Raw genomic sequence first — 15,870 nt, 5'->3', positions numbered from 1 at the left:
TTGCTATCTAAATATACTGTGACTTAGGAAATCCCTCTCTATACTTACCTCTAGTTTGTAATCCTCCTATGCCTTTTAGTCCTGTTATAGTGTTCTGTATAACGTCTTCTATGGCTACAACATTTTCTATATTTGTATATGCTATCTTCTCAGCTACTAGAACAGGATCCAAGCAATGAATTAAGACACGATTTGGAGATGAAGCAAAATTAGCACCAGCATCTAAAATTGACTCATAACAAGATTGACATGCTCCTGCAAATATAACTAAATCATCATAGTTACTATTATAAGACCTAAGAGCTATAACAGACTCTACAAAATACTTTGAATTTCTGTAACTATTTAAATTTATATAATCAGTTACTCCCTTTATCATACCATCATGGCCCGTAATTACTACTATATCTGGTTTAATTTCTTTTACTAAATTTACTATTTCATTTGGCTGGTCCTTTTCTGATATTACTCTTCCTACAGCGTTTAAAGACAACTGCTTATATGTTTTTAGGCAAACCTCTAGATATTCTGCATCCCCATCAACATGTAGTATTTTCCCTGGTCTCCCAAAGACCATTTCTTTATTTTTGTATTCTTTGTATTCCTTGTATTTTTCTTGTTTTAACTGCAGATCTTTAATTTTCCCATTAATATCTATAGCCGATCCTCTAGCCCCTTTAATCCTGCTCATTAATATTTTTTTAATAGTTGCATTTACTTTTTTATTAAAGACCTTATCAATTTCACCAACGTTGTCTTCTGATACTAATTGTAAATCCTCACTTAAAGAATCTGCTTCAATTCTTAAATTTATTCCCTTAAGTAAATACACATCCGCATTATTTACAAACATAATGTCTATTATTTTAAATGTAATGTCTCCACCATATGATTTTCTTACTACAATATCCCCTATTTTCACAATATCATCTCCATATTAAGCTTGTAATATATATTATGAAAATATAGTTAATAGGTGAAAGTAAAAAAAAATTTCTCCATTTATTAAACTACTGGAGAAACTTTTATTGAATCTATTCGATACTATTTACCTTATAGTTTTCATCAGTACCTGCATATTCTGAATTATCATTAGAATCATCCTTTAAATCTTGATAAAAACCGGCTAAGGATCTTTGTAAATAGGGGTTAAGCCATATAAACCCTATGCCTAAAGTTAACAAACACAATATAAACCACCCTACAAAGCTTAAATATAAACTAAATAGCTTCCATTTTTGTCCATCCATCATATCTTTGCTACGGTTTATAGCATCCATAGCGCTCAATTCCGGATTGTCTATTAATATATAGTATGCCATTGCATAACTTAAACCAACAACTATTCCAGGTATTATAAGCAGTAAAGTCCATAACAATATAAATATACCCATTAATAAATTCAACAAAAATGTTTCGAAAAAATATTTAAAACCCATAAAAACATCTTGAACTTTAGGATTAGTATTACGTATTAAATTTAGAAAAAATCTTGAAACTCCAAAAGATATGGGACCTCCTATAATTATTGATATAAGTATTCCTAATTTCTGAATCTCCCCATTATTTCTTGTCGTCCAATATTCAAATATTCCATGTATAGGATTATTAATAACACCAGTTACTCTTTCTTTAATCTGAGGATCCTGTGTAAGCATTTCTGTTAAAACCCAGGCTAACATACATACTAATATAGCTACAATCCAATTGCCTGACAAATCTTCCCTTGCCTCTCGACGTATTTCCTTATTGCTTTTTAATTTTGAAGAATAAATATACATGTATATTCCCCCTTGCGTTATTTCCATTTTATTATTTGCCTTAAATGGCAATCTATACTATTAAAGGTGATTGTATAGTACCTGATACTATTTGTCAATTTTTCTTTCATAAAATAATAATGCCATGTAAATAATTTATTTACATGACATTATTACATAATGGTAAATGTACTACTTTTGATTGAAGACTTTCTTATATTCTTCAATAAATGCCATACACTTTTCTTTTTCAGAAATTAACTCCTCCATCTTCTTGTTAAAGGTATTTTGAATCCAAGTAACTTCATTATAATAATATCTATTGCAAAGCCTCCAGTAACGTTGTGGAAATACTAAAAATGCATATATAAGCCTATACTCTTCTTCTAACAGAGGATTTACACTACTATATGCCTGGAGTATTATTTCAGCATATTTTATGTCCCAATCCTGCTTTTTAAGCACTTTAATTAAAAAATTAGATAAATCAAATGCTTTCACTTCTCTTTTGCAGTAATCAAAATCAATTATGTTGACATCATTATTTTTATCAAAAATAATATTATGATGTGTATAATCATGGTGGCAAAACCCTTTTTCTTCTTCCGTTTGCCTGCATATATCAAAGTACATGGAATCATCGAGTATTGCCATAGCTCTTTTTCCGAGCTCCTTTTGAGCATCCACACTCTTAATATAATTAATATCAAAATCAGTTTTTAAATTCTTCTTTTTTCTAATCATGTCTTTCATTTTATCAAAGGACTTTATTCTTTTTTCCATTAAATGAGGCCATCTTCCAAGATCCGTTTTTAGCTTACTATTTTCTGGTGGTTCATATCCCTTAGATGCAATATGCATATATGCTAATTGTTTCGCTGCGAAAGTCAAATCCTTCTCATCGTGGAAATCACATTCACGACCATCTATCCATGAGGATAGTGTATAAATATCTTCATTAACTAAGGCATAAGGATTTCCTTCAGTATTCAAAAAATATCTATCCAACTTGTCAAATCCATTATTTACAAGATGCTCTTTAGCTCCGTATACAAACAAAAGTTTTTGTGTTCCATAATTGATTTTCTTTAGACATTTAGCTCCATCATCCGTTTTTAGCAAATATACTCCCTTGTTGGGACGTATACTTTCTATTTTAATACCATATTGTCTTTCAATTTCAAATTCCCTCATCATGTTACTCATCCCCTCCCCTTATAATTTATATTACTAATATTTTTTTTTAGAATATATTCTTATATGTTTTAATAACATTTATGATTTCTTTTAATATAATAAAGTATATTCATATATCAATCAGTATTTAAGGAGTCTTAAAATGAAAATTGGAATCGATGCAAGAGCTGCAAAATGGTATAGGGGAACTGGTATAGGAACTTATTGTTACCAACTAATTCACTCTTTAAATAAAATAGACAATTATAATGATTATTCGCTTTTTGTACCAAAGGATTGTATGCTTGACATACCTTTTAGGGAAAATTTTCACATAAGAAACATTAAACAAGAAAATCAAAATAACTTCTGGAATGAGGTGAATATTCCTAACCCATTAATAGACAAAAACATGGACATATACCACGTTCCTCAAAATGGTATTGGGTTACCTTCAGATAAAGATTGTCCCTTTGTTATTACACTACATGATGTTATACCCTATAAAATGCCAGATACAGTTGGAGAACAATATTTGAAAATTTTCAACGAAAAATTACCCAATATTATCTCACTATGCGATGGAATAATTACCGTGTCTGAATATTCAAAGCAAGATATTGCTTCCGCTTTTAACTTTCCAAAAGAAAAAATATATGTTACTTATTTAGCTAGTGAAGATATTTATAAACCCTATGATAAAACTCTTAGTAAATCTATTATTGAGAAAAATTATTCTATATCAGGAGATTATATTCTATATATTGGAGGATTTAGTCCTAGAAAGAATATTCTTGGATTACTAGAATCCTTTAGCCTACTCCTACCAAAATTAAAAAAAGATATGAAACTCGTCATTGCAGGTAGCAAAGGTAAATCCTACGATATGTATAAAAAAAGAGCAGAAGAGCTGCATATTGAAAATAGTGTTATTTTCCCAGGGTTTATATCTATGGACCATATCCCCTTCATGTATAATGCTTGCCAGCTCTTTGTATATCCTTCTTTTTATGAAGGTTTTGGATTACCACCAATTGAAGCAATGGCATGTGGCGTCCCTGTAATTGCCTCAAATGTTACTTCAATTCCTGAAATAGTTAAAGATTCAACGCTGCTTGTAAATCCATATGATATTGTTGACTTAAGTGAAAAAATGTATAATGTGCTCCTTGATAATGACTTAAGACAATCGCTTATAAGTAAAGGTTTAAAAAGAGCCTCGACTCTAACTTGGGAACATACTGCCACCGATACTCTAAAAGCATATAGAAATATATTGTTAAATAAATAACATTGTTAGGCATCTTCATAAAACAACTAATATATGGTCTAGTTGTTTTATGAAGATGCCTGATTAAATCCCTTTATAGTTTATTTAGAACTACAAAGGGATTCTTAGCTAACAATTATAATGATTTTTAAAAGCCTCTAAAAACTCTTCTCTATTTTCTCTATACTCCACCTTGCTTTTTAATCTGCTTAAAAACACATCTTCACTCCACTGTTTTTTCCTTGTATAATAATCTCTTGCTATACTGTAAAAATCCTCTGGGAAGCTAAGCATACCATACAATACCTCTAGTTCCCGATGTTCTAATGGATTTACTGATGTATATTCATTTAAAATGCTATGGCATTTTTCTATATCATAAGCGAAATTTTTAATGGCTTTATTTATAAAATTACAAATATCATGTACCTTTAAATCTACCACTGCATAATCAAAGTCTAAAAAATATACTTGCTGCACATTAATCAAAATATTATGGTGAGCTAAGTCATGGTGACAGAATACAATTTTGTCTTTTTCCTTACATAAATTGTAATATTCGGAATGTTCCAGTATTTTTATACTTTGTAATATATTCTCCTCATAATATTTTTCATTGTCTAAAAATATATAATCAAATTCATTTTTATTTTCGTATAGAGTTGCTATACTTTTAAAAAACCTAAGCTCCCCTAATTTTTTATTAAAATTTTGTATTATCTTTCCAGATAAATACCGCTTTTGATTTTTTACTAATAGCATTTTGAATGCCTCTTCATTAATAAGCCCCTCCGACGCTCTGTGAAGCTCAGCTAATGCCCTAGATGTTAACATAACATCTACTGGATTGCTATACTCACACTCCCTCCCCTCCACTAAATTCATGATACAATATATATCATCTTTCCAAGGAACATATATATTATTATTTTTCGCCTTTTCAAATTCAATAATTCTATTAAAATTATTACTTTTGATATACTCAATGCCATAATTAATAAATTCAAGTAGAGAAACGCTGTAGCTCACTTTTTTTAAGACCTTATCACCTTTATCCGTATTAAGTATAAATACTTTCCTTACTGGAATAACATCGCTGACCAATAAATCGAATTCACTAAATAGATTTACATCTAAATCATATTTACTTAAATAAGTTTTATCTTTATATCTAACGTCTAACATATTCTCACCTCTTCAACTCGTGCCTATTGCAGCTATTCATCACCTTCGAATCTGCAATATTTTGTTTTTTTATTATGACCTTTTTAATTTAAAATAAGGAATCTCCATCTTGAATTAAGGCTTTTGAAAGCTTTTTATAAAACCTATCCTCGTAATCCTTATTTTTACCTTCTCTATATTTATTGCAACATTTCATAAATTCATGCGGATAAGAAACTAAGGCTGTTATAAATTCGGAGCTACTTGTATCTAATCCTTCTATATAGCAAAATTCGCGAGCAAGTCTTTGGAAATCAAGCTTTGCTCCCTTTCTTCTTAATTTACTTAGCAAAATAAAACAATCCATTTCCACCACGTTATAACTACAATGTTCGAAACTAACCACGTAAGTATAATTTTCCTTTTGAAGGTTTTGAAAATCCGTATTGCCGAGGCATACCTCATTTCTTTTCATACTTCTTGATATAATCCCTATATAATCTGTTTGATATACTGCGCTTATACAGGCCTGCCCTCTTTTTACAGCTCCTTCTCCATATTCAATAATTAACTCTTCAAAGGGATTTTTAGGTTCATCTCTTTTAATGTTATTTATATCAGAAACCAGTTTTTTAATATAAATCTTATATTCTTCTATTATTTTTCCTGTATTATTATTTAACCTATTCCTGAGATATCCATTAAAGCCCCAAGATTTTTGATGAAAATCATAAATAGCATCAAACTGCTTTATTACTAAGTCTTCAGTTATGTCTACATCTATATTTTTATATTTAAAATCAGTTGTTTGTACATTTTTAATACCTTTAAACAGCATATAGTCTGAAAAATCATTATAGATGCTTATTGCCACTGGCACCACCTCTAATTAGATCTATTAATTGCCCTATAATATTCAAATACTATCTATTCTTTTTATAGTTTTTGTCCATCTTCTTTAATATTTCTTTTTGCTCAAATTCTAATTCTCTAAGTTTCTTTTGTCTTTTCTTTATTTTTTTAAGTTTTTTAACCTCCTCCTCCATCCTCTCAAGCCTCATATCATATTCCTCTACAGTGGATTCCTGTGGATCAATGATTTCACTTTCTTCCATGTACATATCATCTTTGTTTTTCCCCACAATACTACCTCCCATAATTTATTTTTCTTAATTTTTCAATAAAAATTTGCCTATCCATCCTATCTTCATTAATCTTTTCAAGTTTCTTTAAGAAAAATTCTTCTCCCCAGTCCTTTTTCTCCCAATAATACTGAATTCCTGTTTGCCAATATTCCTGAGGAAATTCCATAAATGCTGCCATTACATCTATGTCACTTTTATATATTGAATTTGTAGCATTATACTCATCCATTATAAAAAGTGCATTTTCCAGGCTCCATTTGCCATTTTTCATTCTTCTTATAAGCAGGCTACTTAAATCATGTAAATGAGTGTCTAAGATACAATAATCAAAATCGATAATGTTGACGCCTCCATTTTTTTCTATTAACACGTTATGATGAGCATAATCATGGTGGCAAAATCCCCTATGTTTAATTTCCTCTTTCATTTTATCTATATATTCACTTTTGCATAAATTATAGATGGCCCTACTACTCCGTGCTAATTCTTCCTCCATTATTATTAAATAATTTTTATCAAATTCCGTAATGCACTCTTTTTCATTTATTCTTCTTTTGAAATCTAATATTTCTTTTTGTCTAGTTTTAAAAGTTTCTATCCATTTAAGCCATCCTATCCTTGGTTTCATGTCAGGTGTGACTTTGAAATTTAAACTTTTTTTATGCAACTGCGCAAGCTTTGAGGTACATAATTTTATTTCTACTGGATTATCATAATTGCATTCCCTTGCGTTTAACCAAGGTGTTAAATAAGCATATTTTTTTTCAAAGCCAATATACTCTTTGCTATCATTAGTCTCAATAATTTGAGGTATTTTTTGAAAACCATTGCCTTGTAAATGTTTTATTGCACCAATAATAAATAAAAAATGCTTAAAGTCATAATTAATGATTTTCAAGCAATACATCTTATTTTCAGTTTCTATTCTGTAAACATTTTTTATTTTCTCTATATCATTAATACAAAGAGAATAATTGTCTTTTACTAAATCCTTTAATTCCTGAATTTCCAAATGCCTGCCTCCAAAGTATTGTTCTATTGTAGTATATGAACACACTAAATAATTTGTGCACAATTATATTCATGCAAATAGCACACTTTTTAAGTTGAAATAATATATTAATATATATTATCTTTTAAATAGGATTTTTAATATCACCCCAGGTGATAATTTAATTATGAATACAGGGTTTTTCTAATAATTTTGAGGAGTGAATACTATGAGGATTGGAATTGATGCTAGAGGTATCAATTTCTATAGTGGCACTGGTATAGGAACTTATACAGAAAATGTACTTAAAAATTTAATTAACATAGATTCTATAAATAACTACAATATTTATTGGTCAGGTAATAATTATGAAAGTATAAAAAAAGAAAACTGCAAAATAATAATGACCTCTAAAAAACATCAGAGATTCTTTGAGGATCAATATTTTCCAGCCAACTTATCAAAGGAAAAAATAGACATATATCATATGCCACAAAATGGAATAGGTTTTTCTGAGGAAATATATTGTAAGAAAATAATCACTATACATGATTTAATTCCATACCTTATGCCAGAAACTGTTGGAAAAGGCTATTTGCTAAAATTTCTAAAAGAGATGCCTCTAATCATAGGGGGTTCTGATGGAATAATAACTGTGTCAGAATTTTCAAAGCGGGATATTCTTAAATTTTTTCCTATAGATGAAAACAAGATTTTTGTAACTCCACTAGCTGCAGATAAAAAATATACCCCTTTAGATAAAGTCTTCTGTAGGAATTTCCTAAAGGATATGTATAATTTAGCAGATCCTTTCATACTTTATTTAGGTGGTTTTAGCGAAAGAAAGAATGTAGCTTCTATCTTGTCTGCTTTTTCTAAAATATATAAAGACTTAAACAAAAATTATAATTTAGTTATTGTAGGTGGCTATAAAGACTCCAGCCAAAGGCTTCTAAAGCTTACAAATGAATTAAAAATAGACTCTCATGTTATTTTTACTGGTTTTGTACCAGAAGAACATTTGCCTATTTTCTATAATTCTTGTGATGCCTTTGTATATCCTTCTTTTTACGAAGGCTTTGGACTCCCTCCACTGGAGGCAATGAATTGTGGCGCTCCTGTAATAGCATCTAACCTTACCTCTATTCCAGAGGTAGTTGGCGATGGTGGGATTTTAATAAATCCCTATAGTATCTCAGAAATATCTTCAGCTATGGGCAACTTGCTAAGTAACGATAAATTAAGAGAAGAATTGAGTTATAAAGCAATAAAAAGAGCAAGTGAATTTTCTTGGGAAAATACTGCAATTAATACTCTTAAGGCTTATGAGAGTGTTTATAATGCTAATTCTCCATCACAATAAAAAAAGTAGCTAATCAGCTACTTTTTTGAGCAATTTATAAATGCTGTGCATGTAAAATACCCAACATTTATCTTATAGTTTATTAATAATACTAGCTAAATATCCGGCCCCAAAGCCGTTATCAATATTAACAACACTAACTCCACTAGAACAACTATTCAACATGGATAATAGTGCAGCAAGGCCACTAAAACTAGCTCCATAGCCTACGCTGGTTGGAACAGCTATAACTGGTTTATCCACAAGGCCTCCTACTACACTAGTTAAAGCACCTTCCATACCTGCTACAGTAATAACTACCCTAGCACCTCTTATAACATCTAGATTTTCAAAAAGCCTATGAATACCAGCTACCCCTACATCATAAATTCTTTCAACTTTATTTCCAAAAATTTCAGCTGTAATAGCTGCTTCTTCCGCTACTGGTATATCAGAGGTTCCTCCTGTTACTAATGCAATATAAGAACTTGAAATTTCTACTTCCTTCTTTTTAATTACAATTGTTCTTGCAAGCTGGTTGTACTCTGCACCATCACATATTTCTTTTACTCCTTCATACATTAACTGCGATGCCCTTGTGCCAAGAATATTTATATCCTTAGTAAGCATTACACTAACTATGCCCTTTATCTGCTCTACAGTTTTCCCTTCACAATATATAACCTCTGGGTAACCAACTCTAAGCTCTCTATGATTATCTATTTTTGCAAATCCTAAATCTGAATAGGACAAATCTTTTAATTTGTCTACACCATCTTCAATAGATATATCACCACTTTTTATGGACCTCAAAAATTCTTTGGTTTGTTCTGAATTCATATATTCCCCACCTTTTTAATTTAAGCTTCCCATTTTGTATCCTTCTAGGTCTAATGTTACATATTTAAATCCAAGTTCCTTAAGTTTCATTGAGATTTCCTCTAAGATTTTTTGATTTAGAATCTTGTCAAAATACTTCTTTGGCAATTCAATTCTTGCTAAATCTACATGGCTTCTAACTCTAACCCCACTAAAGCCTAGTCCCATTAAATATACCTCAGCAGCTTCTATTCTTTGAAGTTCTGCCAAAATTACTTCTTGCCCATAAGGTATTCTTGACAAAAGGCATGCATAAGCAGGCTTATTCCAAGTTTGCAGGTTAAGTTCTTTAGATAAGGTTCTTATATCAGCTTTCGTAAATTCATTTGCCAAAAGTGGACTTATTATATTTAATTCCTTTAAAGCCTTGAGTCCTGGCCTATAATCTTTAGTATCATCAAAATTAGTTCCATCTAAAATATTATATATTCCCTGGGCACTGGCTTCTTCTTTTATTTTAGTAAAAATAGCATTTTTGCAAATATAGCATCTATCTCTTGGGCTAAATTTTATTTCATCTATCATTTCCACTTCAATAAATTTATATTTAACTCCAAACTGTTTTAGCAAAACTTTAGCTTCTTCAACTTCCCATTTAGGCGTATAAGGAGCTATTACCATAATTGCTAACACATTCTCCTTAAGTACATCACTGCAAACTTTCAATAATAGAGTACTATCCACCCCTCCTGAAAATGCAACGGCAACACTGCCAAGATTTTTTAAGTAACTTATTAAATTATCATATTTTTGTTTTAACATACTTTGCCTCCAATATTATGTGTAGAATAAGAACTTTTTTCTTAAAGGATGCTCTAACAAAAAGTATATATTGCTGGAATGCTTTCACTTCACCAAGTAATTCTAAAATTTATTTTATTTACAGCTGCTAAAAAACACAAACTCGCTTTGCTCAAACATGTGTTTTTCTTAACGCATCTGAAAATAAAATAAATTAAGAATTACTATGGTTTGTTCAAATGCATTCTGCGCAATATATACTTTTGTTAGCATCCTCTGAGAAAAAAGAGTTTATTTTAAAATGGACATTGCATCTTATTATTTAGTAATCTTAGATTTCATTTGTTAAATTTTCATATACTTCTCTTAAGGATATTCCCCTATCTTCAGCTATTTTTTTACACTCCTCATATTCTAACTTGCTTTTTATCTTTTCACCTTTGTAGTAAGCTTCTTTAAGAGTAATTTCACCATAACTTGTGTTAACTTTAACAAATTCTCTTTGTAGCATAGTTTTATCTACCTTAAAACTTCTTACCCCAAAGGTAGTAGTTTCTCTAAATAAGACTTCTTTCATCTTTTCTAATTTAGCTGCCTGGCATAAAACGCTTATTTTCACACCTGGTCTGCCCTTTTTCATTATAATTGGAATTAAATATACATCCAAAGCACCCTCATTAAAAAGCTTATCAATAATGTACTCATATAACTCTGGATTCATATCATCTATATTGCATTCCACAATTTCTTCAAATACCTTATCTTCATTTTCTACCTTATAATTATCCGATAAATTATTCTCTTCTACGAGCATTACTCTTAGTACATTAGGAATTTCAGTATCTCTGTTACCTATACCATAGCCGATTTTATTTACAATAAAATTATTATTATCTTTAAATTCACAAACATTAACCGCAAGAATTGCAGCACCAGTAGGTGTGGTAGTTTCAAAGGGTACAACTCCAAGTTTTACTGGTATTCCCTTTAAAATTTCTACAGTAGCAGGTGCTGGTACTGGTATAATTCCATGAGCACATTTAACAAACCCACCACCAAGCTCTATGGAAGAACTCATTATTTTATCAACATTTAAATGACTTATGCAGATAGCTGCTCCTACTATGTCTACAATAGAATCTATTGCGCCTACCTCATGGAAATGAACTTCATATAATGGTTTTCCATGAACCTTTGCTTCAGCCTCTGCAACCTTCATAAACATTTTCTTGCTTAACTCTTTGACATTAGAACTTAATTCACTGCAATCTATAATTTTCTCAATATCTTTAAGATTTCGATGGTCATGATGATTATGATTCATATGTCCATGAGAGTGTCCATCTTCATTTCCATCATGAGAATGCTCATGATTATGCTCTTGTAGCATTACATCTACCTTAGTACCATCTATGCCTTTTCTAATACCTCTTGATACTTTTATTTCATATCCATCTAGCCTTAGCTTATCTAATTCCTCTATTAAATATTTCTCATCTACACCTAAGTCTATCAATGCTCCTAAATTCATATCTCCGCTAATACCTGAAAAACAATCATAATAAAGTATTTTCATTTTCATTCTCTCCATTTCTTTTGTATTTATCTCATTGTACCAAAAAAACAAATATTATAGAATAAATATAAAAAAATATCTGATAATATAGTTTTATAAACTTATATCATCAAATATTTTTTTATTTGTTAGGATGTCATAATCTTGCCAAACACCATAGGTAGATTTTTTTTGGTGGAGATGATGGGGCTCGAACCCACGACCCCTTGAATGCCATCCAAGTACTCTCCCAAACTGAGCTACATCCCCGCATATTAAAACGATTTTTTAAATGTTTAATTAAAACCATTTTTAAATCTATTATATTACAAAAATAGTATTTTAGAAACATTTATTTATAAAATTATTAAGCTGCCATACCACTAATGAATCTCATGCATAAAGCAGCTCTATTATTTATAAATTGATTATGTTACCTTTTGATTTTGTAACATACAATTTTGTTTTTCAACTTCCATGTAAACTTTCTCCACATTTTCACCAAAGCATTTAGAGGATAACGGCTCTATCCCATTATAAGCATTTTCCACTATTGTGTCACATTCTTTTTTATCCGTTAAAACTTCGAATAATATTCCAGCTAAATCTTCATCTTTATAAAAAATTCTTCCGTTGATTCTATCTTGAATTAAATCATCTAAATTTTTATCATACTTAGCTACCACAGGAATTTGTGCCGCCATAGCTTCTGTAAAGGTTAATCCCTGGGTTTCAGTTAGAGAAGCACCTACAAACACATCTCCCATTTGATAATACCTACCAATTTCTGCCCAAGGTTTTTCACCAGTAAATACTACGGATTTTTCAATATTAAGTGATCTAACTAAAGCTTCTAAATTCTCACGCTCTGGTCCATCACCTACAACCAGCAGTTTACAATTTGGTATTTTCACCACTAGCTCTTTCATACTATTTATAATTATATCTACGCTTTTCTCTTTTGCGAGGCGCCCAATAAATAATACAACTGGCTCAGTTTTCTTTATTCCAAAACATTTTTTTTCATCTTCTATAAGATCTTGATTGTAATTACTTCTTTTGAAAGGTTCAATTTCAACTCCCGTGGGTATTACATCTATATGTCTTAATAACCCGTAATTCTCTAATGCATCTTTCACCTTTAATGTGGGCACTATTATAGCACTGCAATCCCTGCAGTATAGTTTACTTGCCTTCTTTGCAATCTCTGAAACGGGCTTAAGCATTATACCACTGGATACATAATGCATATAATCCTCATACATAGTATGATAAGTGTGCACTACAGGAATATCTAATCTTTTAGCAACTATTCTTCCAAATATACCTATACTAAATTCTGTTTGTGTATGTATTATATCTAAATCCAATTTTTTAATTTTACTCATAATTTTACGTGAATATATCATTCCAACTCTTTGAGTTGGTAAAAGAAAAAATGGTAAGCTAGGCAATCTCATTATACCTTCTTCCTCTTCTACATCTGGATGTGCAACTGTAATAATGGTTACACTATGTCCTAGTCTAATTAACTCATTTTTCAATATAAAAGTAGAAGTAACCACTCCACTTACTTGTGGATAATAAGCATCAGTAAAAATTCCGATATTCATAATCGGCCCCCTTTTAATCCTATAATTTCCTTGTAAAAATCTTCTTTTAATATGCTTTTATTAATTGTACTTACTTCTTCATAAATGCATAAAATCCAAAAATTATACAGGAGTAAAATGTAATTAATCTCCATAATAATATAGCAGCCATTATGTTATTAGTTGCAAAAAACAAACTAAAAAACATGAAGAAAGCACCCTCTGCTCCACCCACCGCTCCAGGTAATGGTATAAACGCTGTTAGCATCATTACAAACGCAGTTCCAGCTATCATACTTTCTATGCTAGCACCTCTCATCCCAAAGCTAAGATAAATAAAATAAGGTATAATAAAAATTATTGTTAGTTGTAATATTGTATAAATAACAGCCTTAGCCATCATTGCTTTACTATGTTTTACTATCTCCATATTATCATGAAATTGATCTAAATTGTCGTTAATATGCATTTCTAACTTTGATATATCTTTTACCAATCTAAGTTTTTCTAATATCTTAGAAAAAGTTGTTATTAATTTATGTGTTAATTTGCGATATTTTGAAAATATAATTAAAAATATAATTACGCTAGCATTAACTGTAAATCCTATGGCTATTAAATAAAACAAATTACTCATTTTAGCTTTGAAGAAGCTAGACTTCCAAAATATAAGGACTAAAGAATATACAGTTAGCACTGATTGATAGATAATAAATTTAATCATCAGCGCTGATCCAGCGCTACCAGCCCCTAATTCTTGTTTTGTAAGTGAATATAGCTGCATTGGCTGTCCACCAGATGCAAAAGGGGTAATTGAATTAAAATATTGTCCTACCATAGTAACTTGAAATGCTTTTTTAAATTTATAGTCTTTTTTCATTAAAAGTACAATACTTTGCAATGTTTTAGCTTCAAAAATCCAATATAATACCATGGCAATAGCCGCTACAATTATCCATTCAATTTGTAAATTTTTCATTTGATGAATTAAATCCATCCACCCATTTGTGAAAACAATAAGTAAAATAAATATAACACCTGAAGCTATCCCCAAAATAAAGTTAAATTTATAATTTTTCATTAATTTACCGTCCTTTTATTCGATATACCTTTTTATAAAAGTCTTTCCACATAGCCAGAACATTCTCTCTTGAATAAAACTTATGCCCTCTTATTGCTTTTTCTTTAGCCTCTTTATAATAACTTGAATCATTTTTAAGTTTTCCTATAGCCTCAATAAAGCCTTGGTTATCATGTTCTTTTAAGTAATAATCAAATAATATATCCTCATATAACTCCAAATCCCTTAATAGTATTGGAGTATAAGTATTCATTGATTCGAGTATTGACATAGGGAAAAGCTCATTATAAGACGGCATAAAAAGAACATTTGATACATTATATATATCATTCATCAAATCTCTTTCAACTATCCCTGTAAATAAAATATTTTTGGGTGCATGCTCTATTTGATCTTTTAATTCCTTATACCCATCTGTAATATTACCAAAAGAAAAACCACCTGCCCAAATGAATTGTACTTCTGGCATTTTTCTTGCAATATCAATAAAATCAATTACCCCTTTGCGAGTTTGTATTTGACCTACTCCAAGCACAACAAAAGCATCCTTCTCAATTTTTAATTTTTCTTTTGCTATACAGATATCTTCAGTTGAAAGATTATAGAATTTTTCTTCCGAAACAAAATTAGGTATATATGTTATTTTTTTTCGGTCAATATTGTAAGCCTCAAGCTTAGTTATAAAATTGGGGTTTACTGTAACTAAATAATCCATCCTGTTATAAAAACTTATAATATATTTATAAAATATTTTTTCAATTAACTTGGGTAATTTTATACTTCCTTCAATAGTCTCAGGCAAAAAATGCACGTAGCCCACTGTTACACCTTTCTTTTTAGCAAAAGGTATGCTCAAATAATGCTTAAAATCAATAGTATGATAATGCATTATTTCAGCTCTTACTTTCTTATTTGTTACAACTTTATATTCTTTATCTAATCCATTTTTCACTAAATTTACTTGTTCTAGGTAAGCTGATCCTACACCTTGGCCTTTGACTTTATCTGCTGAAGAAAGCATATTTATAGTAGGCATAATTGTCACTCCCATCTAATTCAACCTTGTTTATACATTTATTGTACACTACTATTATTAAGAATTGATTAATGTGACCTTAAAGTTTTCTTAAATTTTAACAATTTACTGTAAAAATTTATAATAAACTTTATATTT

The 15,870-nt window shown here is 30.1% G+C and carries 15 protein-coding genes and 1 tRNA gene; 2 read left to right on the top strand and 14 right to left on the bottom strand.

The features are described 5' to 3' along the window. Window positions 1–7 precede the first annotated feature (7 nt). The 3 genes from yabG to Ctaglu_RS00690 form a co-directional block, all read right to left on the bottom strand. Window positions 8–922: a sporulation peptidase YabG gene (gene yabG / locus Ctaglu_RS00700; RefSeq protein WP_124997045.1), complete on the bottom strand. Its 915-nt coding sequence runs from the start codon at window positions 920–922 to the stop codon at window positions 8–10. Window positions 923–1,034: 112 nt separating this feature from the next. Beyond that, window positions 1,035–1,781: a DUF975 family protein gene (locus Ctaglu_RS00695; protein WP_124997043.1), complete on the bottom strand. Its 747-nt coding sequence runs from the start codon at window positions 1,779–1,781 to the stop codon at window positions 1,035–1,037. A gap of 171 nt (window positions 1,782–1,952) precedes the next feature. Next, window positions 1,953–2,957, bottom strand: a complete 1,005-nt coding sequence (locus Ctaglu_RS00690) for a CotS family spore coat protein (RefSeq protein WP_124997360.1) — start codon at window positions 2,955–2,957, stop codon at window positions 1,953–1,955. A 142-nt stretch (window positions 2,958–3,099) separates the two neighbouring features. On the opposite strand from Ctaglu_RS00690, the gene Ctaglu_RS00685 reads away from it, so the two are divergent. After that, on the top strand, window positions 3,100–4,227 hold the full coding sequence (locus Ctaglu_RS00685) for a glycosyltransferase family 4 protein (protein WP_124997041.1): 1,128 nt from the start codon (window positions 3,100–3,102) through the stop codon (window positions 4,225–4,227). A gap of 108 nt (window positions 4,228–4,335) precedes the next feature. Here the strand turns inward: Ctaglu_RS00685 and Ctaglu_RS00680 are convergent, their stop codons facing one another. The 4 genes from Ctaglu_RS00680 to Ctaglu_RS00665 all read right to left on the bottom strand — a co-directional run bounded on the left by Ctaglu_RS00680 (window position 4,336) and on the right by Ctaglu_RS00665 (window position 7,527). Next, window positions 4,336–5,391 carry a CotS family spore coat protein gene (locus tag Ctaglu_RS00680; RefSeq protein WP_124997039.1) on the bottom strand — a complete coding sequence of 352 codons (1,056 nt, stop codon included), beginning with the start codon at window positions 5,389–5,391 and terminating at the stop codon, window positions 4,336–4,338. Between the two features lie 88 nt (window positions 5,392–5,479). After that, window positions 5,480–6,244: a spore coat protein gene (locus Ctaglu_RS00675; protein WP_124997037.1), complete on the bottom strand. Its 765-nt coding sequence runs from the start codon at window positions 6,242–6,244 to the stop codon at window positions 5,480–5,482. A gap of 49 nt (window positions 6,245–6,293) precedes the next feature. Further along, a complete protein-coding gene (locus Ctaglu_RS00670) occupies window positions 6,294–6,512 on the bottom strand; it encodes a hypothetical protein (protein WP_124997035.1) in 219 nt (72 codons plus the stop codon). Between the two features lie 4 nt (window positions 6,513–6,516). Then, complete coding sequence (locus Ctaglu_RS00665) at window positions 6,517–7,527, bottom strand: CotS family spore coat protein (RefSeq protein WP_124997033.1); 1,011 nt, start codon at window positions 7,525–7,527, stop codon at window positions 6,517–6,519. A gap of 208 nt (window positions 7,528–7,735) precedes the next feature. Between Ctaglu_RS00665 and Ctaglu_RS00660 the strand changes: the two genes are divergently transcribed. After that, entirely contained in the window at window positions 7,736–8,869 is a 1,134-nt protein-coding gene (locus Ctaglu_RS00660; RefSeq protein ID WP_124997031.1) for a glycosyltransferase family 4 protein, read from the top strand. A 72-nt stretch (window positions 8,870–8,941) separates the two neighbouring features. Here the strand turns inward: Ctaglu_RS00660 and larB are convergent, their stop codons facing one another. From larB to Ctaglu_RS00625, 7 genes are all read right to left on the bottom strand, one after another. Next, on the bottom strand, window positions 8,942–9,688 hold the full coding sequence (larB, locus tag Ctaglu_RS00655; protein ID WP_124997029.1) for a nickel pincer cofactor biosynthesis protein LarB: 747 nt from the start codon (window positions 9,686–9,688) through the stop codon (window positions 8,942–8,944). A 15-nt stretch (window positions 9,689–9,703) separates the two neighbouring features. After that, window positions 9,704–10,489 carry an ATP-dependent sacrificial sulfur transferase LarE gene (larE, locus tag Ctaglu_RS00650; RefSeq protein WP_124997027.1) on the bottom strand — a complete coding sequence of 262 codons (786 nt, stop codon included), beginning with the start codon at window positions 10,487–10,489 and terminating at the stop codon, window positions 9,704–9,706. A gap of 310 nt (window positions 10,490–10,799) precedes the next feature. Further along, on the bottom strand, window positions 10,800–12,044 hold the full coding sequence (larC, locus tag Ctaglu_RS00645; protein ID WP_124997025.1) for a nickel pincer cofactor biosynthesis protein LarC: 1,245 nt from the start codon (window positions 12,042–12,044) through the stop codon (window positions 10,800–10,802). Window positions 12,045–12,216: 172 nt separating this feature from the next. After that, a tRNA-Ala gene (locus tag Ctaglu_RS00640) sits at window positions 12,217–12,293 on the bottom strand. 158 nt (window positions 12,294–12,451) lie between these two features. Next, window positions 12,452–13,636: a glycosyltransferase family 4 protein gene (locus tag Ctaglu_RS00635; RefSeq protein ID WP_124997023.1), complete on the bottom strand. Its 1,185-nt coding sequence runs from the start codon at window positions 13,634–13,636 to the stop codon at window positions 12,452–12,454. Between the two features lie 70 nt (window positions 13,637–13,706). Then, window positions 13,707–14,696, bottom strand: coding sequence for a lysylphosphatidylglycerol synthase transmembrane domain-containing protein (locus tag Ctaglu_RS00630; RefSeq protein WP_124997021.1), 990 nt, complete (start codon window positions 14,694–14,696; stop codon window positions 13,707–13,709). Window positions 14,697–14,700: 4 nt separating this feature from the next. Continuing rightward, window positions 14,701–15,732 (bottom strand): glycosyltransferase family 4 protein, encoded by a 1,032-nt coding sequence (locus Ctaglu_RS00625; protein WP_124997019.1) that lies wholly within the window; start codon window positions 15,730–15,732, stop codon window positions 14,701–14,703. Window positions 15,733–15,870 lie beyond the last annotated feature (138 nt).

This window comes from Clostridium tagluense (assembly GCF_003865095.1).
GTDB classification, from domain to species: domain Bacteria; phylum Bacillota; class Clostridia; order Clostridiales; family Clostridiaceae; genus Clostridium_AD; species Clostridium_AD tagluense.
The sequence above is the reverse complement of the archived record's forward strand: the minus strand, read 5'-3'. Positions and strand labels throughout refer to the sequence as shown.

Excerpts from the sequence above, each read along its gene's own strand:
- Ctaglu_RS00695 (WP_124997043.1), bottom strand. The coding sequence starts at position 1,781 with ATGTATATTTATTCTTCAAAATTAAAAAGCAATAAGGAAATACGTCGA.
- Ctaglu_RS00690 (WP_124997360.1), bottom strand. The coding sequence starts at position 2,957 with ATGATGAGGGAATTTGAAATTGAAAGACAATATGGTATTAAAATAGAA.
- Ctaglu_RS00685 (WP_124997041.1), top strand. The coding sequence starts at position 3,100 with ATGAAAATTGGAATCGATGCAAGAGCTGCAAAATGGTATAGGGGAACT.
- Ctaglu_RS00680 (WP_124997039.1), bottom strand. The coding sequence starts at position 5,391 with ATGTTAGACGTTAGATATAAAGATAAAACTTATTTAAGTAAATATGAT.
- Ctaglu_RS00660 (WP_124997031.1), top strand. The coding sequence starts at position 7,736 with ATGAGGATTGGAATTGATGCTAGAGGTATCAATTTCTATAGTGGCACT.
- larB (WP_124997029.1), bottom strand. The coding sequence starts at position 9,688 with ATGAATTCAGAACAAACCAAAGAATTTTTGAGGTCCATAAAAAGTGGT.
- larE (WP_124997027.1), bottom strand. The coding sequence starts at position 10,489 with ATGTTAAAACAAAAATATGATAATTTAATAAGTTACTTAAAAAATCTT.
- larC (WP_124997025.1), bottom strand. The coding sequence starts at position 12,044 with ATGAAAATACTTTATTATGATTGTTTTTCAGGTATTAGCGGAGATATG.
- Ctaglu_RS00635 (WP_124997023.1), bottom strand. The coding sequence starts at position 13,636 with ATGAATATCGGAATTTTTACTGATGCTTATTATCCACAAGTAAGTGGA.
- Ctaglu_RS00630 (WP_124997021.1), bottom strand. The coding sequence starts at position 14,696 with ATGAAAAATTATAAATTTAACTTTATTTTGGGGATAGCTTCAGGTGTT.
- Ctaglu_RS00625 (WP_124997019.1), bottom strand. The coding sequence starts at position 15,732 with ATGCCTACTATAAATATGCTTTCTTCAGCAGATAAAGTCAAAGGCCAA.